The organism is Serratia sp. LS-1, assembly GCF_003719595.1.
Classification (GTDB): Bacteria; Pseudomonadota; Gammaproteobacteria; order Enterobacterales; family Enterobacteriaceae; genus Serratia; species Serratia ureilytica.
Window position 1 is genome coordinate 3668810 of the sequence record NZ_CP033504.1, and the last position, 21565, is coordinate 3690374.

General features: G+C 58.0%; 16 protein-coding genes. 5 read left to right on the forward strand and 11 right to left on the reverse strand.

The features are described 5' to 3' along the window. Nucleotides 1-7: 7 nt before the first annotated feature. The 3 genes from EDY99_RS17525 to EDY99_RS17535 all read right to left on the reverse strand — a co-directional run bounded on the left by EDY99_RS17525 (nt 8) and on the right by EDY99_RS17535 (nt 3153). Nucleotides 8-1285 (reverse strand): polysaccharide deacetylase family protein, encoded by a 1278-nt coding sequence (locus EDY99_RS17525; protein WP_033644697.1) that lies wholly within the window; start codon nt 1283-1285, stop codon nt 8-10. Nucleotides 1286-1462: 177 nt separating this feature from the next. Then, nucleotides 1463-2233, reverse strand: a complete 771-nt coding sequence (locus EDY99_RS17530) for an ABC transporter permease (protein WP_033644696.1) — start codon at nt 2231-2233, stop codon at nt 1463-1465. Continuing rightward, nucleotides 2230-3153, reverse strand: coding sequence for an ABC transporter ATP-binding protein (locus EDY99_RS17535; protein ID WP_033644695.1), 924 nt, complete (start codon nt 3151-3153; stop codon nt 2230-2232). The genes EDY99_RS17530 and EDY99_RS17535 overlap by 4 nt, the downstream gene beginning before the upstream one ends. 211 nt (nt 3154-3364) lie before the next feature. Here EDY99_RS17535 and can point away from each other — a divergent pair, with 211 nt between their 5' ends. Further along, a complete protein-coding gene (gene can, locus EDY99_RS17540) occupies nt 3365-4021 on the forward strand; it encodes a carbonate dehydratase (RefSeq protein WP_015379031.1) in 657 nt (218 codons plus the stop codon). Between the two features lie 37 nt (nt 4022-4058). Here the strand turns inward: can and hpt are convergent, their stop codons facing one another. Then, nucleotides 4059-4595 carry a hypoxanthine phosphoribosyltransferase gene (gene hpt / locus EDY99_RS17545; protein WP_048234659.1) on the reverse strand — a complete coding sequence of 179 codons (537 nt, stop codon included), beginning with the start codon at nt 4593-4595 and terminating at the stop codon, nt 4059-4061. Nucleotides 4596-4693: 98 nt separating this feature from the next. Further along, nucleotides 4694-6370 carry a multicopper oxidase CueO gene (gene cueO / locus EDY99_RS17550; protein ID WP_060660254.1) on the reverse strand — a complete coding sequence of 559 codons (1677 nt, stop codon included), beginning with the start codon at nt 6368-6370 and terminating at the stop codon, nt 4694-4696. Between the two features lie 219 nt (nt 6371-6589). Between cueO and EDY99_RS17555 the strand changes: the two genes are divergently transcribed. The 3 genes from EDY99_RS17555 (at nt 6590) to speD (ending at nt 8746) form a co-directional block, all read left to right on the forward strand. Continuing rightward, on the forward strand, nt 6590-6937 hold the full coding sequence (locus tag EDY99_RS17555; protein WP_033644927.1) for a YacC family pilotin-like protein: 348 nt from the start codon (nt 6590-6592) through the stop codon (nt 6935-6937). A 123-nt stretch (nt 6938-7060) separates the two neighbouring features. After that, nucleotides 7061-7924, forward strand: coding sequence for a polyamine aminopropyltransferase (gene speE, locus EDY99_RS17560; RefSeq protein ID WP_033651332.1), 864 nt, complete (start codon nt 7061-7063; stop codon nt 7922-7924). A 27-nt stretch (nt 7925-7951) separates the two neighbouring features. After that, nucleotides 7952-8746, forward strand: coding sequence for an adenosylmethionine decarboxylase (gene speD, locus EDY99_RS17565; RefSeq protein ID WP_004937510.1), 795 nt, complete (start codon nt 7952-7954; stop codon nt 8744-8746). A gap of 32 nt (nt 8747-8778) precedes the next feature. Here the strand turns inward: speD and yacL are convergent, their stop codons facing one another. The 6 genes from yacL to pdhR form a co-directional block, all read right to left on the reverse strand. Beyond that, nucleotides 8779-9141, reverse strand: a complete 363-nt coding sequence (gene yacL / locus EDY99_RS17570) for a protein YacL (protein WP_004937507.1) — start codon at nt 9139-9141, stop codon at nt 8779-8781. Between the two features lie 139 nt (nt 9142-9280). Further along, nucleotides 9281-11878: a bifunctional aconitate hydratase 2/2-methylisocitrate dehydratase gene (acnB, locus tag EDY99_RS17575; protein WP_033644692.1), complete on the reverse strand. Its 2598-nt coding sequence runs from the start codon at nt 11876-11878 to the stop codon at nt 9281-9283. Nucleotides 11879-12391: 513 nt separating this feature from the next. Then, nucleotides 12392-13816, reverse strand: coding sequence for a dihydrolipoyl dehydrogenase (lpdA, locus tag EDY99_RS17580; RefSeq protein ID WP_033644926.1), 1425 nt, complete (start codon nt 13814-13816; stop codon nt 12392-12394). A gap of 233 nt (nt 13817-14049) precedes the next feature. After that, on the reverse strand, nt 14050-15930 hold the full coding sequence (aceF, locus tag EDY99_RS17585) for a pyruvate dehydrogenase complex dihydrolipoyllysine-residue acetyltransferase (protein WP_033644691.1): 1881 nt from the start codon (nt 15928-15930) through the stop codon (nt 14050-14052). Between the two features lie 13 nt (nt 15931-15943). Continuing rightward, a complete protein-coding gene (aceE, locus tag EDY99_RS17590; RefSeq protein ID WP_089197421.1) occupies nt 15944-18607 on the reverse strand; it encodes a pyruvate dehydrogenase (acetyl-transferring), homodimeric type in 2664 nt (887 codons plus the stop codon). Nucleotides 18608-18772: 165 nt separating this feature from the next. After that, nucleotides 18773-19537 (reverse strand): pyruvate dehydrogenase complex transcriptional repressor PdhR, encoded by a 765-nt coding sequence (gene pdhR / locus EDY99_RS17595; RefSeq protein WP_004937490.1) that lies wholly within the window; start codon nt 19535-19537, stop codon nt 18773-18775. A gap of 631 nt (nt 19538-20168) precedes the next feature. On the opposite strand from pdhR, the gene EDY99_RS17600 reads away from it, so the two are divergent. After that, nucleotides 20169-21545 (forward strand): amino acid permease, encoded by a 1377-nt coding sequence (locus EDY99_RS17600; protein WP_042785360.1) that lies wholly within the window; start codon nt 20169-20171, stop codon nt 21543-21545. The last annotated feature ends 20 nt before the right edge of the window (nt 21546-21565 follow it).

Sequence of the window (21565 nt, forward strand, 5' to 3'; positions counted from 1 at the left end):
CTTTTCCTTACTGCACCACCGTACCCGGCTTGTTGGCTATCCGATCCGCCATGGTCTGGATCGAGTCGGTGCGCAGAATATACAGCCGCTTCAGCGTATAGGGATTATCCCCCGGCTTCACCTTGCCCTGCACCGTGGTCACCGCCAGATGGAAACCGGCGTCCTGCGCCGCCTGGATAGCCCGCTGGTTATAGCCGCCGAACGGGTAGGACAGATACAGCACGTGCGGGTTGAACTGCGACAGCGCGCGGCGCGAACGCTCAAAATCGAACTCGATATTGTGCAGCGAACGGCTCAGCAAAATCGGCTGGCGATTGCCGTCGGTGCGATGCAGGAAGTGGGTGTGCGACTGCACGTCGAACACGTCCTGAATCTGCTTGAGCTCCGAGACGCTCATAAACTGCAGCGAGTCCGGGTTCCATTTCTGCGGATGACGCTTGATGCGCGAAGAGATGATGAACGCCGTCGCGCGGAAACCGTAATCCTTCAATACCGGGTAAGCGTAGCGATAAACCGATTTCAGCCCGTCGTCGAAGGTCAGCACGATCGCCTTGCCCGGCAGGTTGATCTGATTCTTCAGGTAGGCTTCCAGCTGATACAGCGAAATGGTGTCGTAGCCCGCCTGCTTGAGGTAGGTCATCTGGTTGCTGAACGCCACGTCTGAGGTGGTGGTCGAAGTATGGCGGAAGCGCTTGTTCTCTTCGTTTTTCAGCAGGTGATGGTAAGTCAGCACCGGTATGCCGTTATCGATCTCGCAGTCCAGCTCATTGACGAACCCCAGCCGATCGCCGATGTTGACCTCGTACCAGGTATTGTTCAGCCGATCCTTCAGCTTGCCGATGATCGGATAACGCAGGTTGCCTTCCAGCGTGCCGAAGACCTCGCTGTCCTTGTCCGCCGCGGTGTATACGTCGATCGCCTTTTGGGTGATCAGATTCTGGTTGGTCAGCGGCTTGTTCAGCTCGCCCAGATCGTCTTGCACCTTGCGCGACTTCTTCAGCTCGCGCACGTCGTCTTTATCGATAAAGCCGGTGCCGTGCCCGAATTTGAATTCGTAGTATTCCGCATCCGCCGGGAACACCTGGATCAGTTGCCCGCGCTTCACTTCCCCTACCGGGATCACATGCTCGCCCACCAGCGAATAGACTTCGCTGTCGCGCTGCGCTTCCATGTATTCAGATTTAACCGCGCCGTCTTCCGACAGCAGATTCGCCAGGCTCACAGGGGAAACCAACGACATCAGAATGCCGAGTAACCCAGTCGCCAACTTGTATTGAGGCCGCATGATGATGTTCTGCTTACGAGTGCGTAATGACAAAAATGAAGGAAATGTGGAGCGCCAGCATAGCACGATTTGAACAGTGGGGAACTAGCGGTTATTTGAGCGATTCTATTGATTTACGCGCTGCCTGCGCCAAATCGGGAAAAGCGCCCCCGCCGGGAAAACGAGGGCGCATCAGGATCAGCTGCGCAGGCCGCGGCCGCGTTCGATCAGGTACCAGGACAGCAGGTAGAACACCGTGATAAACGCCACCAGCACCGCCATGGTGAACGCCAGCGGCACGTCGTTGATGCCGAGGAAACCGTAGCGGAAACCGCTGATCATATAGACGATCGGGTTCAGCTTCGACACCGCCTGCCAGAACGGCGGCAGCAGCGACAGCGAGTAGAACACCCCGCCCAGGTAGGTGAGCGGCGTCAACACGAAGGTCGGGATCAGGCTGATGTCGTCGAAAGTGGTGGCGAACACCGCGTTGATCAGCCCCGCCAGCGAGAACAGGATCGCCGTCAGCAACAGCGTCAGCGCAATCACCCACCAGGCGTGCACCTGCAGTGGCACGAAGAACAGCGAGATGATGGTCACCAGCACGCCGACGCAGATACCGCGCGCCACGCCGCCGCCGACATAGCCGGCGATCACCACGTGGGTCGGCACCGGCGCCACCAGCAGTTCCTCAATATTGCGCTGGAATTTGGCGCTGAAGAACGACGACGCGACGTTGGCGTAGGAGTTGGTGATCACCGCCATCATGATAAGGCCGGGCACGATGAACTGCATGTAGCTGAAGCCGTGCATATCGCCGATGCGCGAACCGATCAGGTTGCCGAAGATGATGAAGTACAGCGTCATGGTGATCACCGGCGGCACCAGGGTCTGGATCCAGATGCGCGCGAAGCGGTTCACCTCTTTGGCCCAGATGCTCTGTAAGGCCACCCAATACAAACGCGTCATGCTTTCTCTCCGTTGCCGTTAACCAGGGTGACAAACAGCTCTTCCAGGCGGTTCGCCTTGTTGCGCATGCTCAGCACCTGCACGCCCTGCGCGCTCAGCTGGGCGAACAGGCCGTTCAGCCCCTGTTCACGCATCACCTCCACTTCCAGCGTCGAGGTATCCGTCAGGCGGCTGCGGTAACCGTCCAGCTTCGGCAGCGGGCTTTTCGCCGCCAGATCGAGGATAAAGGTTTCCGACTTGAGCTTGGCCAGCAGCCCCTTCATCGAGGTGTTTTCCACCAGCTCCCCGTTCTGGATGATGCCGATGTTGCGGCACAGCATCTCCGCCTCTTCCAAATAGTGAGTGGTGAGAATGATGGTGGTGCCCTGGGCGTTCAGCTCTTTCAGGAAGCCCCACATCGAGCGGCGCAGCTCGATATCCACGCCGGCGGTCGGTTCATCGAGGATCAACAGCTTCGGCTGGTGCATCAACGCGCGGGCGATCATCAGACGGCGCTTCATGCCGCCGGACAGCATGCGAGCACGCTCGTTGCGCTTGCCCCACAGGTCCAGCTGATTGAGGTACTTTTCGGCGCGCGCCATCGCTTCACGCCGCGTGACGCCATAGTAACCCGCCTGGTTCACCACGATCTGCAATACGGTCTCAAACGGGTTGAAGTTGAACTCCTGCGGCACCAGGCCAAGCTGGCGCTTGGCGTTGACGATGTCTTTATCGATGTCGTAACCGAACACCCGCACGCTGCCGGCGGTTTTATTCACCAGCGAGCTGATGATGCCGATGGTGGTGGACTTTCCGGCGCCGTTTGGCCCCAGCAGGGCATAAAAATCCCCCGCCTCGACGCTCAGGTCGATGCCGCGCAGCGCCTTGACGCCACCGGCGTAAGTCTTGGTCAGCTGCGCTAATTCCAGTGCATAATTCATATGTAAAATAGTACCTTATAACGATGAGTATGCCGCCGCGCCCCCTGTTTGCGAGGCTTGAAACAATAACAATAATCCTAGCATCGACGGCGTTTTCACTGCGTCGAATCCGTGCGGTAAATGAGGTTGCACCACTGTTCCGATTTCCAAATTGTGACGCTTACCCTATATTACCCCAACGCAATCTGTTCGTTACGGGTCAATCACCTCCATGAAAGAAATCGAAGAGCTTATCGCCAACAACCAGGCCTGGTCGGCCAATATCAGTCAGGAAGACCCGGATTTTTTTGAACGTTTAGCCCAGGCGCAAAAGCCCCGCTTCTTATGGATTGGTTGCTCTGACAGCCGCGTTCCCGCAGAACGCCTGACCGGCCTCGAGCCGGGTGAACTGTTCGTCCATCGCAACGTGGCGAACCTCGTTATCCACACCGATCTTAACTGCCTGTCGGTGGTGCAGTATGCGGTAGATGTGCTGGAGGTCGAACACATCATCATCTGCGGCCACCTGGGCTGCGGCGGCGTGCAGGCCGCGGTGGAAAACCCGGAGCTGGGGCTGATCGACAACTGGCTGCTGCACATTCGCGATCTGTGGTACAAGCACAGTTCGCTGCTGGGCGAGCTGCCACCGGAACAGCGTTTCGACATGCTGTGCGAGATCAACGTCATTGAGCAGGTATACAACCTGGGCCACTCCACCATCATGCAATCGGCCTGGAAACGCGGCCAGAAGGTGATGATCCACGGCTGGGTGTACGGCATTCAGGACGGCCGTCTGCGCGATATGGAAGTGCTGGCGACCAGCCGCGAGAGCCTGGAGATGGGCTACCGCAAAGCGATAGCCAAACTGAAGCAGGATAAAGGCGTATAATCCCGCCGCGGGCGCGGCAGGCCGCGCCCCACATCAATTACTCGTCCAGCAGCACCACTTTGCCGACGTACGGCAGGTGACGGTAGCGCTGGGCGTAGTCGATGCCATACCCCACCACGAACTCATCCGGGATCGAGAAGCCGACATATTCGACCGGCACCTGCACTTCACGGCGCTCAGGCTTGTCCAGCAAGGTGCAAATCGCCAGCGATTTCGGCCCACGCAGCGCCAAAATCTCGCGCACTTTGTTCAGCGTGTTGCCGGAATCGATGATGTCTTCCACGATCAGCACGTCTTTGCCGCGAATGTCTTCGTCCAGATCCTTGAGGATCTTCACGTCGCGAGTGGTGGACATGCCGCTGCCGTAGCTGGAAGCCGTCATGAAGTCGACTTCATGCGGCACGTCAATCGCGCGGCACAGATCGGCCATGAACATGAAGGAGCCGCGCAGCAGCCCAACCAGCACCATGTCACTGCCGCTGTCGCGGTAATGTTCGGTGATCTGGCGGCCAAGTTCGGCGATACGGGTCTTAACTTCCTGCTCGGAAATCATTACGTCTACAGTGTGTTTCATAGTATTCAGGTCAGTTGCCGGAAGAAAGGCGCAGAGTTTAGCATAGCCTTTCGCCGGTGGCGACGCGAGCGCACCGCCACCTGAGCGATAGGCCGCGATCAATCGGCGACGGTAAAGCCCATCATCATGCCGGTATCTTCGTGTTCCAATAGGTGGCAGTGGGCCATATACGCATGTTCGCTGCTTGCCGGATGATCGAAACGCACCAGCACTTCGCTGCGCCAACCTTCGACGCGCACCGTGTCCTTCCAGCCGCTGCGATGCGCCGCCGGCGGTTTGCCGTTTTCCGACAGGATACGGAACTGGGTGCCGTGAATGTGGAACGGGTGCAGCATCATGTCGCCCTCGCCGGAAATGGTCCATTTTTCATACTGGCCCCGTTTGGCGGCAAACATCGGTTTGTTCATGTCGAAGGCCTTGCCGTTGATCATGTTGCCGTGGCTGAAGTCGAACGGTTTAGCGTTGCCCTGCGCGCCGCCATGATCCATCCCGGCCATCTTGCCATGATCCATGCCTTTCATGCTGCTCATGTCGCCGTGGTCCATGCCCTGCATGCCGCCCTTCTCCATGCCCTTCATGTTACCGTGGTCCATGCCTTTCATGTCTCCAGCGCCCGTCGCGCCATGATTCATGCTCATGCCGGCCATCGCCTGATGACCATAACGATCCATCAGCGCCTGCATGCCGAGCATATCCAGCTGCGGATCCATCATCAGCTGCAGCCAACGCTCCTGGATGCCGGCAGTGGCAGGCAATGTCGGCAGCTTCACCAGGCTGTCCGGCATGGTTTTGATGCCCTGCGCCAACGACGGCTGAATGCGCAACACCGGCAGCGGCCGATCGAACGGCGCCAGCGTCATGCCCATCTGTTTCACCGGCAACGTCACGATGTCGAACGCTTTCCCGTCGGAGGCATCGACCAGCACTTCAAAGCGCTCGCCCATCAGCATCGGCAGCTCGGTCAGCTTCACCGGTTCCGCCAGGAAACCGCCGTCGCTGGCGATGACGTACAGCGGACGGTTGTCACTGGCCGCCAGATTCAGCGAGCGGGCGTTGCAACCGTTGAGGAAACGCAAACGCAGCCAACCGCGCGGCGCCAGATGTTGCGGGTACTGCGCGCCGTTGGTAAACATGCGATCGCCAAACCAACCCACCGCAGCGCTCATCACGTCCAGGCGATATTCGATCTGGGCATCTTTGCCCAAGCGCTTATCCTGCAGGATCACCGGAACGTCATCCTGCCCCCAGGTTTTCGGCAGCGGCAGTTTGGCGCTTTCATCGTCTTCCAGCAGCACCAGCCCCGCCAGCCCCATCATCACCTGGCTGCCGGTTTTACCGTGGGTATGCGGGTGGAACCAGCAGGTGGCCGCCGGTTGATCGACGGTGAAATTCACCGTGCGCGTTGCGCCGGGATGGATCAACGCCTGCGGGCCGCCATCGACGTCGCCGGGGATTTCCAGGCCGTGCCAGTGGACGGTACTGGCTTCCGCCAGGCTGTTTTTGATATCGACCGTCACCGGCTGACCCCGCTGCAGCTTCACCGCTGGCCCGAGCAGCGCACCGTTGAATCCCCAGGTTTTGGTGGCGGCGCCGGGCAACCAGCGGGTTTCCCCCGCCTGCAGCGCCAGCGCAATCTTTCCCTGCGCGTCGGGCGTTAACAACGGGGGCACCGGCAGGGCCGGCCGCTCGGCCGCTAAGGCGGCCCGGCTCCATAACGGCAATGCGCTCGCGGCGCCCAATGCAGCGGTCAATTTAATAAAATCACGGCGTAACATCGCTGACTCCCTTTTCTCAGTGACATAACTCAACGCAGCCAGCCTAAACCTTCCCCCAGGCGGAAGGTCAAGCCTTTCCTGGCGGTATTTTAAGCTATGCCTCACAATCAAGAGCGCGCCGTGGGTGAGCGCTATGGCAGCGCCCGTCAGCAATAAAATTTGGTGCCTTTACAGGCAAGTGTGGTAACGTCTGCAGACGACAAACAGGCCTATTTCATGATGAAAAAAACAACGTTAACGATGCTGTTGCTGGCGATGCTGGGCTTCTCCAACGCCAGTCTGGCGCTGAATGAATCCGAGGCGGAAGATCTGGCCGATCTGACGGCGGTATTTATTTATTTGAAAAATGATTGCGGCTACAACGATTTGCCAAATGCGCAAATCAAACGCGCCATCGTCTATTTCGCGCAACAAAACCGCTGGGATTTGAGCAACTACAACAGCTTTAACATGAAGGCGCTGGGCGAAGACAGCTATCGCGATCTGAGCGGCATCGCCATTCCAACGCCCAAGAAGTGCAAATCGCTGGCGCGCGACTCCCTGAGCCTGCTGGCCTACGCCAATTAATCTTCCCCCTCGCCCGTCCGCCCTCCGCTCTCTCTGTCTGAAATTCAACCGTGCATCGCCAGGCAGAGTTAGCTATGATGTTGCGCCGATTTTTCATGGCTGTTATTACGGAGTTTCCCGCACATGACCCAGAAAGAAATTTGGTACGAAACGCTGCATACGGGCTTCGGCCAGTACTTTTCGGTAGAGAAGGTGCTATACCGCGAGAAGACCGATCATCAGGATCTGGTGATCTTCGAGAACCCGGTGCTGGGGCGCGTGATGGCGCTCGACGGCGTGGTGCAAACCACCGAGCGTGACGAGTTCATCTATCACGAAATGCTGACCCACGTGCCGCTGTTGGCGCACGGCCAGGCGAAGAAAGTGCTGATCATCGGCGGCGGCGACGGCGGCATGCTGCGCGAAGTCAGCCGGCATCCTGGCGTTGAGCAGATCACCATGGTCGAAATCGACGCCGGCGTCGTCGAGTTCTGCCGCCAGTACCTGCCCAACCACAGCGCCGGCGCCTATGACGATCCGCGCTTCAAGCTGGTGATCGACGACGGCGTCAACTTCGTGAATCAAACCGACGAAACGTTCGATGTGATCATCTCCGACTGCACCGATCCGATCGGCCCCGGCGAAAGCCTGTTCACCTCGGCGTTTTATGAAGGCTGCGCCCGCTGCCTGAATGAGGGCGGCATTTTCGTTGCGCAAAACGGGGTCTGTTTCCTGCAGCAGGACGAGGCGGTCAACAGCCACGCCAAACTGAGCCGCTACTTTACCGACGTCAGCTTCTATCAGGCGGCGATCCCGACCTATTACGGCGGCATCATGACCTTCGCCTGGGCGAGCCAGAACCCGGCGCTGCGCCAGCGCGATCTGCCTACCCTGCAACAGCGCTTTAACCAAAGCGGCCTACACTGCCGTTATTACAACCCGGCAATTCACGTCGGCAGCTTTGCCCTGCCGCAATATTTGCTCAATGCCCTGAACGTAACACGTTAAGCGAGAAGATAAAGGAGGTGGCCCAAATTGCATAAGCTAAAACTGCACGGCTTCAACAACCTGACCAAGAGCCTGAGTTTTTGTATTTACGATATTTGTTACGCCAAAACCGCGGACGATCGCGATGGCTATATCGCCTACATAGACGAACAATATAACGCCAACCGGCTGACCGAGATCCTGAGCGAGACCTGCTCGATCATCGGCGCCAATATTCTGAACATCGCGCGTCAGGACTACGAGCCGCAGGGCGCCAGCGTCACCATCCTGGTCAGCGAAGAGCCGATCGATCCGAAAGACGTCGATACGTCGGAACACCCCGGTCCGCTACCGAATACGGTCGTCGCGCACCTGGACAAGAGCCATATCTGCGTGCACACCTACCCGGAAAGCCATCCGGAAGGCGGGCTGTGCACCTTCCGCGCCGATATCGAGGTCTCGACCTGCGGCGTCATTTCGCCCCTCAAGGCGCTGAACTACTTAATTCACCAGCTGGAATCCGACATCGTCACCATGGACTATCGCGTGCGCGGTTTTACCCGCGACGTGAACGGCGTGAAACATTACATCGATCATGAGATCAATTCGATCCAGAACTTTATGTCGGAAGACATCAAGGCGCTGTACCACATGATGGACGTGAACGTTTACCAGGAAAATATCTTCCATACCAAGATGTTGCTGAAGGATTTCGATCTGAAGCACTACCTGTTTAACGCGGAGCCGGAGGCGTTGAGCGCAGCCGAACGCAAGCAGATCACCGATCTGTTATGGAAAGAGATGCAGGAAATCTATTACGGCCGCAATATTCCGCATCTGTGATGGAAAGGGCGCGGCGCGCCGCGCCCTGATGCTTAGTACTTCAGCATGAAAGAACGATAGGCCTTCAACACCAGCAGGAAATCCTCAACGCCGCAGAATGAGAGGCTTTCTTCGTCGTAGTAGTTCATCCCCTCTTCCATTTCGTCGCCCTCGAACTCCAGCTGATTGGCGCGGATCATCACTTCTTCACCATCCATCAGCAGCGTATATTCATGGCCTTCCAGCTGCCATTGGCGCTCGCTGCCTTTGACCTCGGCCGCGCCGGCTTCAATGCGGTCCAGCAGGTTGAAATCGCCTTTGACTTCTTCATTGATCCAGTGGCCAATCGCTTCATGCCCCATCGAAAATCTGACGATCACCTGACCGGTGACGTCACGCAGAAATTCGTAATCCATAGCATGCCCTCCTGAGCCCTTTTTCTTAGTGTAAACATAAATGGCGGACTAACTCAGTGAGCGCTCGCAAAGTTGGCAACTGAGCAAAATAAAACGGGAGGCCAAGGCCTCCCGTTAAACAGTTGCGCAATATAGCGGCTTACACGGCGGTTTGGAAGATCACGCCGTCGGCTTTTTCGGTGTACTGGCCCAGCTGGTCAAAGTTCAGGTAGCGGTAGGTATCCGCCGCCGTCTTATCGACCTGCGCCATATAGGTCTGGTACTCGTCCGGCGTCGGCAGGCGGCCCAGCAGGGACGCTACCGCGGCCAGTTCGGCAGACGCCAGATAGACGTTGGCGCCGGTGCCCAGACGGTTCGGGAAGTTACGGGTTGAGGTGGAAACCACCGTCGCGCCGTCCGCCACGCGCGCCTGGTTGCCCATGCACAGCGAGCAGCCCGGGATCTCGATACGCGCGCCGCTCTTGCCGAAGACGCTGTAGTAGCCTTCTTCGGTCAGCTGAGCCGCATCCATCTTGGTTGGCGGCGCCACCCACAGACGAGTCGGCAGCTGGCCCTTGTGCTGATCCAGCAGCTTGCCCGCCGCGCGGAAATGGCCGATGTTGGTCATGCAAGAACCGATGAACACTTCATCGATTTTGCTGTTGGCCACGTCAGACAGCAGGCGCGCATCGTCAGGATCGTTCGGCGCACACAGGATCGGCTCTTTGATCTCGTTCAGATCGATGTCGATCACCGCTGCGTATTCCGCATCCGCATCGCCTTCCAGCAGTTGCGGATCCGCCAGCCATTTTTCCATGCCCTGAATACGGCGCTCCAGCGTACGGCGATCGCCGTAGCCTTCGGAGATCATCCACTTCAGCAGCACGATGTTGGAGTTCAGGTACTCTTCAATCGGCGCCTTGTCCAGCTTGATGGTACAACCGGCGGCGGAACGTTCGGCGGACGCATCGGTCAGCTCAAACGCCTGCTCGACCTTCAGATCCGGCAGGCCTTCGATCTCCAGAATGCGGCCGGAGAAGATGTTTTTCTTGCCCTTCTTCTCGACGGTCAGCAGACCCTGCTGGATCGCGTAGTAAGGGATGGCGTGCACCAGATCGCGCAGGGTGATGCCCGGCTGCATTTTGCCTTTGAAGCGCACCAGCACCGACTCAGGCATATCCAGCGGCATCACGCCGGTCGCGGCGGCAAACGCCACCAGGCCGGAACCGGCCGGGAAGGAGATGCCGATCGGGAAGCGGGTGTGGGAATCGCCGCCGGTGCCGACGGTGTCAGGCAGCAGCATGCGGTTCAGCCAGGAGTGGATCACGCCGTCGCCCGGGCGCAGCGAGACGCCGCCGCGGTTCATGATGAAGTCAGGCAGCGTGTGGTGCGTGGTCACGTCGACCGGTTTCGGGTACGCGGCGGTGTGGCAGAACGACTGCATGACGAGATCGGCGGAGAAGCCGAGGCAGGCCAGGTCTTTCAGCTCATCGCGGGTCATCGGGCCGGTGGTGTCCTGAGAGCCGACGGAGGTCATCTTCGGCTCGCAGTATTCGCCAGGGCGAATGCCGGCGACGCCGCAGGCGCGGCCGACCATTTTCTGCGCCAGCGAGAAGCCTTTGTTGCTGGCGGCTACCGGTTTGGCGATGCGGAACACGTCGCTGTGCGGCAGACCCAGCGCTTCGCGCGCCTTGGTGGTCAGGCCGCGGCCGATGATCAGCGGGATACGGCCGCCGGCACGCACTTCATCCAGCAGCACGTCGGTTTTCAGCTCGAAGTTGGCGATCAGCGCGCCGGTTTCGTGGTTGCGCACTTCACCTTTGTACGGGTAAACGTCGATCACGTCGCCCATGTTCAGCTCGGACACGTCCACTTCGATCGGCAAGGCGCCGGCATCTTCCATGGTGTTGAAGAAGATAGGCGCAATCTTGCCGCCCAGCACCACGCCACCGCCGCGCTTGTTCGGCACGTGCGGGATGTCGTCGCCCATGAACCACAGCACCGAGTTGGTGGCGGATTTACGGGAGGAACCGGTGCCGACCACGTCGCCGACGTAGGCCAGCGGGAAGCCTTTCTTGTTCAGCAGCTCGATCTGTTTGATCGGGCCGACGCTGCCCGGCTGATCCGGCACGATGCCTTCACGTTCGTTTTTCAGCATCGCCAGCGCGTGCAGCGGGATATCCGGGCGCGACCAGGCGTCCGGCGCCGGGGACAGGTCATCGGTGTTGGTTTCGCCGGTCACTTTGAACACGGTGACGGTGATCTTTTCCGCCAGCTCCGGGCGCGACAGGTACCATTCGGCATCGGCCCAAGACTGCATGATCTGCTTGGCGTGCGCGTTGCCGGCTTTCGCCTTCTCTTCCACATCGTAGAAGTTGTCGAACATCAGCAGCGTGTGGGACAGCGCTTTAGCGGCGATCGGCGCCAGCTTTTCGTTGTCCAGGGCTTCGATCAGCGGATGAATGTTATAGCCGCCCTGCATGGTGCCTAACAGTTCAATGGCTTTCTCGGGGGTAACCAGGGGGGATGTCGCTTCACCTTTGGCGATGGCCGCCAGGAAACCTGCTTTGACGTAGGCGGCTTCGTCGACGCCCGGTGGAACACGGTTAATCAGCAGGTCTAACAGGAATTCTTCTTCGCCTTTTGGCGGATTCTTCAGTAGTTCGACCAGCGCGGCCATTTGGGTGGCGTCTAGCGGCTTAGGGGCGATGCCCTCAGCAGCACGCTCGGCTACGTGCTTACGGTATTCTTCTAGCACGACGTTCTCCTCGCTCTCATTGTCATTTATTGTGCCTGGCGTATATGCAAACCGGGTTTATACCCTTTGGGTTTCACTCTGTGGCTAGGCGATCGGCCCGTAAAGGCCCCGAAACGGTGATTGGGGCAAACAAGCACGGTCAAACAGCGTTACAGCATGAAAGACTGATGGGTAGAGCGCACGGCGATATTGATGCCATCTATCCTGACGGGGCACTGCTGTCGATGTCCTGGACTGTAAGGTACAGTGCCCGGTTCCGCTCAGCCAGCATATCAGGATTTGAAACGGTTGTTAATTCGTTCACATAAAAGCAACATTAAATCTTTGCTGAATCGTTGAGCGCAGCGTAATCGGCTGCCGGACAAACAGGGCATTATATCCACATAATTAAAACGGATATAAGCATGAGGATCGGAATTTGGCGCAGCGGCCACAAAAAACCGCGTTCTGCATCTGAGCAAAAAAAACGGCCCCTTCTCAGGAGCCGCTTGTTAACCGGTCAAACCAGCAGAATTACTTCTTCTTGGCTTTCGGGTTAGGCAGATCGGTGATGCTGCCTTCGTAGATTTCCGCCGCCAGGCCCACGGATTCGTGCAGGGTCGGGTGAGCGTGGATGGTCAGCGCGATGTCTTCCGCGTCGCAGCCCATCTCGATAGCCAGACCGATTTCACCCAGCAGCTCGCCGCCGTTGGTGCCGACAATCGCGCCACCGATGATGCGGTGAGTTTCTTTGTCGAAGATCAGTTTGGTCATGCCGTCTGCACAGTCGGAAGCGATCGCACGGCCGGAAGCCGCCCACGGGAAGGTGGAGGTTTCGTAGCTAATGCCTTTCTCTTTCGCTTCTTTCTCGGTCAGACCCACCCACGCCACTTCCGGCTCGGTGTAAGCGATGGATGGGATCACTTTCGGATCGAAGTAGTGCTTCATGCCGGCGATAACTTCTGCGGCGACGTGGCCTTCGTGCACGCCTTTGTGCGCCAGCATCGGCTGACCGACGATGTCGCCGATGGCGAAGATGTGCGGCACGTTGGTGCGCAGCTGTTTGTCGACGTTGATGAAGCCACGCTCGTCAACTTCAACACCGGCTTTGCCGGCATCCAGCAGTTTGCCGTTCGGCACGCGGCCGATCGCCACCAGCACCGCGTCGTAACGCTGTGGCTCTGCCGGCGCTTTTTTACCTTCCATCGTGACGTAGATGCCGTCTTCTTTGGCTTCTACCGCGGTCACTTTGGTTTCCAGCATCAGGTTGAACTGCTTGCTGATACGTTTGGTGAAGACTTTCACCACGTCTTTATCTGCCGCCGGGATAACCTGATCGAACATTTCAACGACGTCGATCTGTGAACCCAGCGCATGGTATACGGTGCCCATTTCCAGGCCGATGATGCCGCCGCCCATAACCAGCAGACGCTCTGGGACGGTTTTCAGCGCCAGCGCATCGGTAGAATCCCACACGCGTGGATCTTCATGAGGAATGAATGGCAGTTGGATCGGACGAGAACCTGCAGCGATGATGGCGTTGTCGAAGTTGATGGTGGTTGGGCCGTTTTCGCCTTCAACAACCAGGGTGTTAGCGCCGGTGAACTTGCCCAGGCCGTTGACCACTTTCACTTTACGGCCTTTCGCCATGCCAGCCAGACCGCCGGTCAGCTGAGTGATGACTTTTTCTTTCCAGACGCGCACTTTGTCGATGTCGGTTTTCGGCTCGCCGAAAACGATGCCGTGTTCGGCCAACGCTTTGGCTTCTTCGATCACTTTGGCAACGTGCAGCAGTGCTTTGGAAGGGATACATCCCACGTTCAGGCAAACCCCGCCCAGAGTGGAATAACGTTCAACCAGAACGGTTTCAAGACCTAAGTCAGCGCAACGAAAGGCTGCAGAGTAACCTGCCGGGCCCGCCCCAAGTACCACGACCTGAGTTTTAATTTCAGTACTCATCATGACCTCTTAATTGATTGTCCGGCGGGTCAGACGTCATTTTTATTGCTAATCGATCTCATAACGCCCTTCATCCACCGGGACGCTTACACCGCGAGCAGTTTACAGAATTGTTAATAATCTGCAAAGCGTGTTCGAGTGACCCGTGTCTCAACAATTTTGTCGAGTTATGCAAAATCCGACAAAACTGCTACAGAATCGTCAGGGGCGCAGCATGCTGCGCCCCTTTTGCATTACATCACCAGACGGCGAATGTCGGACAACATGTTGTTGATGATGGTGATGAAGCGCGCACCATCGGCACCGTCGATAACGCGGTGGTCGAAGGACAGCGACATCGGCATCATCAGGCGCGGCATGAACTCTTTACCGTTCCAGACCGGCTCCATCGCAGACTTGGAGACACCCAGGATAGCCACTTCCGGCGCGTTGACGATCGGCGCGAAGTGAGTTGTCCCGATGCCGCCCAGGCTGGAGATGGTGAAGCAGCCGCCCTGCATCTCGCCCGCGGTCAGCTTGCCGTCGCGCGCTTTCTTGGAGATGGTCATCAGCTCGCGAGACAGCTCGGTGATGCTCTTCTTGTTCACGTCCTTGAACACCGGAACCACCAGGCCGTTCGGGGTATCTACCGCCACGCCGATGTTGATGTATTTCTTCAGCGTCAGCTTCTGACCGTCTTCGGACAGCGAGCTGTTGAAGCGCGGCATCTGCTCCAGAGCGGCAGCGACAGCTTTCATGATGAACACGACAGGCGTGAACTTCACGTCCAGCTTGCGCTTGGCCGCTTCTTCGTTCTGCTGCTTGCGGAACGCTTCCAGATCGGTGATGTCGGTTTTGTCGAAGTGAGTCACGTGCGGGATCATCACCCAGTTGCGGCTCAGGTTCGCGCCAGAGATCTTCTGGATGCGGCCCATTTCGACTTCTTCGATCTCGCCGAACTTGCTGAAGTCCACTTTCGGCCATGGCAGCATGCCTGGCAGACCGCCGCCGGCAGCAGCCGGGGCCGCTTCAGCGCGTTTCACCGCGTCTTTCACGTAAGCCTGAACGTCTTCGCGCAGGATGCGGCCTTTACGACCGGTGCCTTTCACTTTCGCCAGGTTAACGCCGAATTCACGCGCCAGACGACGAATGACCGGAGTCGCGTGCACGTAGGCCGCGTTCTCGGCGAACTCGCCTTTGTCTTCAGCTTTCGCAGCCGGAGCGGCGGCTTTAGCGGCGGCCGGCGCCGGCGCAGCGTCCGCTTTAGCGGCTGGAGCGGCGGCAGCGGCAGGCGCAGCGCCTTCCACTTCGAACACCATGATCAGGGAGCCGGTTTTCACTTTGTCGCCGGTCGCGATCTTGATCTCTTTCACGGTGCCCGCGAACGGCGCTGGCACTTCCATGGAGGCCTTGTCGCCTTCCACGGTGATCAGAGACTGCTCGGCGGCAACCTTGTCGCCCACCTTGACCATCACCTCGGTCACTTCGACTTCGTCACCGCCGATATCCGGCACGGCGACGTCTTTAGCCGCAGAGGCCGCAGGCGCTGCGGCGGCAGCCGGTGCTTGCGCCGCAGCCGGGGCCGCAGCGGAAGCGGCGCCGGCCACTTCGAACACCATGATCAGGGAACCGGTTTTCACTTTGTCGCCGGTCGCGATCTTGATCTCTTTCACGGTGCCCGCGAACGGCGCAGGGACTTCCATGGAAGCCTTGTCGCCTTCCACAGTGATCAGGGACTGCTCGGCTTCCACCTTGTCGCCCACTTTCACCAGGATCTCGGTCACTTCGACTTCGTCGGCGCCGATATCCGGCACGGCAACGTCTTTGGCCGCAGCGGCAGCCGGGGCAGCTGCTGCCGCCGGTTTTTCTTCCGCTTTCGCCGCCGGTGCAGCTTCCGCTGCGCCTGCCGCTTCGAAGATCATGATCAGTTTGCCGGTTTCGGTTTTATCGCCGACCGCCACTTTAATCTCTTTCACCACGCCCGCCTGCGGGGAGGGCACTTCCATGGAAGCCTTGTCGCCTTCCACGGTGATCAGCGATTGTTCCGCTTCAACTTTATCGCCGACCTTCACCAGAATCTCGGTGATTTCGACTTCATCTGCACCGATGTCCGGTACGTTGATTTCGATAGACATTATTCAGTACCTCTTAGGCCAGACGCGGGTTAACTTTTTCCGGGTTGATGTCGAATTTCTTGATTGCATCAGCAACCACGGAAGCTTCGATCTCACCGCGTTTAGCCAGTTCACCCAGAGCAGCAACCACCACGTAGGACGCATCGACTTCGAAGTGGTGACGCAGGTTTTCGCGGCTGTCCGAACGACCGAAGCCGTCGGTGCCCAGTACGCGATAATCGCTGGCCGGCACATAAGTACGAACCTGTTCGGCGAACAGTTTCATGTAGTCGGTAGAGGCTACCGCCGGCGCTTCGTTCATCACCTGAGCGATGTAAGGCACGCGTGGCGCTTCGGTTGGGTGCAGCATGTTCCAACGCTCGCAATCCTGGCCGTCGCGCGCCAGTTCGGTGAACGAGGTCACGCTGTAGGTGTCGGAACCCACGCCGTAGTCCTTCGCCAGGATCTGCGCAGCTTCGCGCACGTGGCGCAGGATGGCGCCGGAGCCCAGCAGCTGCACCTTGCCTTTGCTGCCTTCCAGCGTTTCCAGCTTGTAGATACCCTTGCGGATACCTTCTTCCGCACCCTGCGGCATCGCAGGCATGTGGTAGTTTTCGTTCAGCGTGGTCAGGTAGTAGTACACGTTTTCCGGGTTGTCGCCATACATGCGCACCAGACCATCGTGCATGATGACCGCCACTTCGTACGCGTAAGCCGGATCGTAAGAGATGCAGTTAGGGATGGTCAGAGACTGGATGTGGCTGTGGCCATCTTCGTGCTGCAGACCTTCGCCGTTCAGGGTAGTACGGCCCGAGGTCCCGCCGATCAGGAAGCCGCGCGCCTGTTGGTCGCCCGCTGCCCAGCACAGGTCGCCGATGCGTTGGAAACCGAACATCGAGTAGTAGATGTAGAACGGAATCATCGGCAGATCGTTGGTGCTGTAGGAGGTCGCTGCGGCAAGCCAGGAAGAGGCTGCGCCCAGTTCGTTGATGCCTTCCTGCAGGATTTGGCCTTTCTCGTCTTCTTTGTAGTAAGCAACCTGCTCACGGTCCTGCGGGGTGTACTGCTGGCCGTTCGGGCTGTAGATACCGATCTGACGGAACAGACCTTCCATACCGAAGGTACGCGCTTCGTCGGCGATGATTGGCACCAGGCGATCTTTGATCGACTTGTTCTTCAGCATCACGTTCAGGGCACGCACGAAGGCGATAGTGGTGGAGATCTCTTTGTTCTGTTCTTCCAGCAGCGAGCTGAAATCTTCCAGCGCCGGCATTTCCAGCTTCTGGGTGAACTCCGGCAGACGGGTAGGCACGTAGCCTTTCAGCGCCTGGCGACGTTCGTGCAGGTATTTGTACTCTTCGGAATCTTTCTCGAAGGTGATGTACGGCAGTTTTTCGATGTCAGCATCGGCAACCGGCACGTTGAAACGATCGCGGAAGTGGTGAACCCCTTCCATGTTCATTTTCTTCACCTGGTGAGCGATGTTTTTACCTTCCGCGGTTTCACCCATGCCGTAACCTTTGATGGTGTGGGCCAGGATAACGGTCGGTTTGCCTTTGGTGTCCTGCGCTTTTTTCAGTGCAGCGAAGATTTTCTTCGGATCGTGACCACCACGGTTCAGCGCCCAGATTTCGTCGTCGGTCATGTCTTTGACCAGCGCCGCGGTTTCCGGGTAACGGCCGAAGAAGTGCTCGCGCACGTAAGCGCCGTCTTTGGATTTGAAGGTCTGGTAGTCGCCGTCCAGGGTCTCGTTCATCAGCTGAACCAGTTTACCGCTGGTGTCTTTGCGCAGCAGCTCGTCCCAACGGCCGCCCCAGATCACTTTCAGCACTTGCCAGCCTGCGCCGGAGAAGATGCCTTCCAGTTCGTTGATGATCTTGCCGTTACCGGTGACCGGGCCGTCCAGGCGCTGCAGGTTGCAGTTGATGACGAACACCAGGTTGTCCAGCTTCTCGCGGGTGGCGATGGTGATGGCGCCTTTGGATTCCGGCTCATCCATCTCGCCGTCGCCCAGGAAGGCGTAAACGGTCTGCTCAGAGGTGTCTTTCAGGCCGCGGTGTTCCAGGTATTTCAGGAACTTCGCCTGATAGATGGCGCTGATTGGGCCCAGGCCCATGGATACGGTCGGGAACTGCCAGAATTCCGGCATCAGCTTAGGATGCGGGTAAGAGGACAGACCGTTGCCGTGCACTTCCTGACGGAAGTTGTTCATCTGTTCTTCAGTCAGGCGGCCTTCAAGGAAGGCACGCGCGTAAACGCCCGGAGAGATGTGGCCCTGGAAGTAGACCAGGTCGCCGCCGTCTTTCTCGTTGCGTGCGCGGAAGAAGTGGTTAAAGCAGACTTCATAGAAGGTCGCGGAAGACTGGAAGGAAGCCATGTGGCCGCCCAGCTCCAGGTCTTTCTTGGATGCGCGCAGAACGGTCATGATCGCGTTCCAACGGATCGCAGAGCGAATGCGGCGTTCCAGATCCAGGTTGCCTGGGTAAGCCGGTTCGTCTTCTACCGCGATGGTGTTGACGTAGTTGTGCGCTGCAGCACCGGCCGCAACGTTAACGCCGCCTTTGCGGGCTTCTCCCAATACCTGATCAATCAGAAACTGAGCTCGCTCAACACCCTCTTCACGGATGACCGATTCGATCGCCTGCAGCCAGTCGCGGGTTTCGATCGGATCCACGTCATTGTTTAAACGTTCTGACATGGTGGTATTCCTTATCTGTCTAATGGTTTGTTTGGAGCCTGTCTTCCTGTGCTCTGTGAAAAAACACACGAAGACAGGCCCATCAGTTTAGTTGCCGCTTAAGTACTTAACTAAGTACCTCGAACTTAACCCCCGCAGGCTGGTGTACCCTGAAGAGGACAGCTCTTAATCCTTGCGTTGCTGGAGACGCCGCAGCGATCTCTCGCGCCGAGTATGCTCCCGGCTGAGATCCAGCAAGATTTCCTCGATAAACGCCAAGTGGCGATGCGAGGCTTCACGGGCCTTTTCCGGCTCGCGTGCCACAATCGCCTCAAAAATTCCGGCGCGGTGGCTGCTCACTTTTGCCAACATCTCACGGCGCGAGTAGAGCAATTCAAAGTTCTGACGCACGTTCTGTTCCAGCATCGGCCCCATGCAGCGTAGCAGGTGAAGTAACACAACGTTGTGAGCGGCTTCAGTCACGGCGATTTGATACTGCATGACCGCATCGGCTTCGGCGTCGAGATCGCCGCTGTCTTGAGCCTGTTGAATCACGATGTGGCAATCGCGGATGCGCGCCAGATCTTCATCGGTGCCGCGCAGCGCCGCGTAATAGGCGGCAATGCCTTCCAGCGCGTGACGGGTTTCCAGCAGATCGAACTGTGATTCGGGATGGTCGGCCAGCAGCTCGGCCAGCGGATCGCTGAAGCTCTGCCACAGATTAGTTTGCACGAAGGTGCCGCCGCCCTGACGGCGCAGGAGCAGCCCTTTCGCTTCAAGGCGCTGAATGGCCTCTCTCAGAGAAGGACGGGAGACATCAAATTGTTTCGCCAGCTCACGCTCCGGAGGCAGTTTTTCGCCTGGGCGCAGTGTCCCCTCGAGGATCAGGTATTCGAGCTGTTGCTCGATAACATCTGACAACTTGGGTTGGCGGATTTTGCTGTAGGCCATGAGTGAATTCTTCTCTGCGAATGGCGCGGAGTCAATTGGTAATACCAATTTCAAAAACGTGACGGTAAAGTAACAAAGTATTCACCTCCTGTCCATACGGGCCTTGATCGAAATCAGGTTACCCGCACATTTTAACACCCCGCTGAAAACCCCGCTGCAAACCGGTAACGCCGTGATGGTATTACCATTTACGCGGCGGGTTGGGGATTTAACTTTTACCAAACCTTACGCAAGGCAGAGTGCAAACTTTTTGCCCGAGTTTTATTGCATGGTTATTACGCTTTAATGAATGGCTATTTGGCGAACAGCGCAACGGCGGTTCGTTCATTATTTGAACGCGGCCCACCGTTCAGATCTACGTTATTTTTGCGCATTATGTGATTTGTTGCTTATTTCATGCACTGAATCCCCCCTGCCGTCACACAACCCGCATTTTGTTTCCTAAACTGCTGCAATCTTAATCACTCACACGACAAAGCAGGTGCAAACCGACGCGCATAACATTATTCTCTGCCAAACGGTAGCGGCGCCGTGGAATTAATAGCTATAACGCCGTAAATAAAACAAAACACACATCGTAACCACTGCTTTACAGGCAGGTGGGCATTCACAACGACAGAGGGTTAGATTGATGGATGGTCAACAGCATGGTGACCAGCTGAAGCGCGGCCTGAAAAACCGCCATATTCAGCTCATCGCCTTAGGTGGCGCAATCGGCACCGGGTTATTTCTCGGTATCGCTCAAACAATAAAAATGGCCGGCCCGTCAGTGCTCCTCGGCTACGCCATCGGCGGCTTCATCGCGTTTCTGATCATGCGCCAGCTGGGGGAAATGGTGGTGGAAGAGCCGGTCGCCGGCTCCTTCAGCCACTTCGCCTACAAATACTGGGGCAACTTCGCCGGCTTCGCCTCCGGCTGGAACTACTGGGTGCTGTATGTCCTGGTGGCGATGGCGGAGCTGACCGCGGTCGGCATCTACGTGCAGTACTGGTGGCCGGAGATCCCCACCTGGGTTTCCGCCGCGGTATTCTTCCTGGCGATCAACGCCATCAACCTGGCCAACGTCAAAGTTTACGGCGAGATGGAGTTCTGGTTCGCCATCATCAAAGTGGTGGCGATTATCGGCATGATCGTGTTCGGCGCCTACCTGCTGTTCAGCGGCATGGGCGGCCCGGAAGCCACCGTCACCAACCTGTGGGCGCAGGGCGGGTTCTTCCCGAACGGCGTCATGGGCCTGGTGATGGCGATGGCGGTGATCATGTTCTCCTTCGGCGGCCTCGAGCTGGTCGGCATCACCGCCGCCGAAGCCGACAACCCGCAAAAAAGCATTCCAAAAGCCACCAATCAGGTGATCTACCGCATCCTGATCTTCTATATCGGTTCACTGGCCATTCTGCTGTCGCTGTACCCGTGGGGCAAAGTGGTTGAAGGCGGCAGCCCGTTCGTGCTGATCTTCCACGCGCTGAACAGCAACCTGGTGGCGACCGTGCTGAACATCGTGGTGCTCACCGCCGCGCTGTCGGTCTACAACAGCTGCGTCTACTGCAACAGCCGCATGCTGTACGGCTTGGCGCAGCAGGGCAACGGCCCGAAAAGCCTGCTGAAGGTCGACGGCCGCGGCGTGCCGGTGGTGGCCATCGGCATTTCCGCCCTCGCCACCGCGCTGTGCGTGCTGATTAACTACCTGATCCCGGGCCGCGCCTTCGAACTGCTGATGGCGTTAGTGGTATCGGCGCTGGTGATCAACTGGGCGATGATCAGCCTGGCGCACCTGAAATTCCGCGCCGCCAAAAACCGCGAAGGCGTGGTGCCGAAGTTCAAAGCGTTCTGGTACCCGTTCAGCAACTACCTGTGCCTGCTGTTCATGGCCGGCATCCTGGTGATCATGTACCTGACGCCGGGCATTCAAATCTCGGTGCTGCTGATCCCGGTATGGGTGGCGATCCTGGCCGTCGGTTACGCCATCAAACAGCGCAGCCAACGTGTCGCCGGCGTCACCAGCCGTTGAATCGCGTGACCGCGCAATAA

Excerpts from the sequence above, each read along its gene's own strand:
- EDY99_RS17525 (WP_033644697.1), bottom strand. The coding sequence starts at position 1,285 with ATGCGGCCTCAATACAAGTTGGCGACTGGGTTACTCGGCATTCTGATG.
- EDY99_RS17530 (WP_033644696.1), bottom strand. The coding sequence starts at position 2,233 with ATGACGCGTTTGTATTGGGTGGCCTTACAGAGCATCTGGGCCAAAGAG.
- EDY99_RS17535 (WP_033644695.1), bottom strand. The coding sequence starts at position 3,153 with ATGAATTATGCACTGGAATTAGCGCAGCTGACCAAGACTTACGCCGGT.
- can (WP_015379031.1), top strand. The coding sequence starts at position 3,365 with ATGAAAGAAATCGAAGAGCTTATCGCCAACAACCAGGCCTGGTCGGCC.
- hpt (WP_048234659.1), bottom strand. The coding sequence starts at position 4,595 with ATGAAACACACTGTAGACGTAATGATTTCCGAGCAGGAAGTTAAGACC.
- cueO (WP_060660254.1), bottom strand. The coding sequence starts at position 6,370 with ATGTTACGCCGTGATTTTATTAAATTGACCGCTGCATTGGGCGCCGCG.
- EDY99_RS17555 (WP_033644927.1), top strand. The coding sequence starts at position 6,590 with ATGAAAAAAACAACGTTAACGATGCTGTTGCTGGCGATGCTGGGCTTC.
- speE (WP_033651332.1), top strand. The coding sequence starts at position 7,061 with ATGACCCAGAAAGAAATTTGGTACGAAACGCTGCATACGGGCTTCGGC.
- yacL (WP_004937507.1), bottom strand. The coding sequence starts at position 9,141 with ATGGATTACGAATTTCTGCGTGACGTCACCGGTCAGGTGATCGTCAGA.
- lpdA (WP_033644926.1), bottom strand. The coding sequence starts at position 13,816 with ATGAGTACTGAAATTAAAACTCAGGTCGTGGTACTTGGGGCGGGCCCG.
- aceF (WP_033644691.1), bottom strand. The coding sequence starts at position 15,930 with ATGTCTATCGAAATCAACGTACCGGACATCGGTGCAGATGAAGTCGAA.
- aceE (WP_089197421.1), bottom strand. The coding sequence starts at position 18,607 with ATGTCAGAACGTTTAAACAATGACGTGGATCCGATCGAAACCCGCGAC.
- pdhR (WP_004937490.1), bottom strand. The coding sequence starts at position 19,537 with ATGGCCTACAGCAAAATCCGCCAACCCAAGTTGTCAGATGTTATCGAG.
- EDY99_RS17600 (WP_042785360.1), top strand. The coding sequence starts at position 20,169 with ATGGATGGTCAACAGCATGGTGACCAGCTGAAGCGCGGCCTGAAAAAC.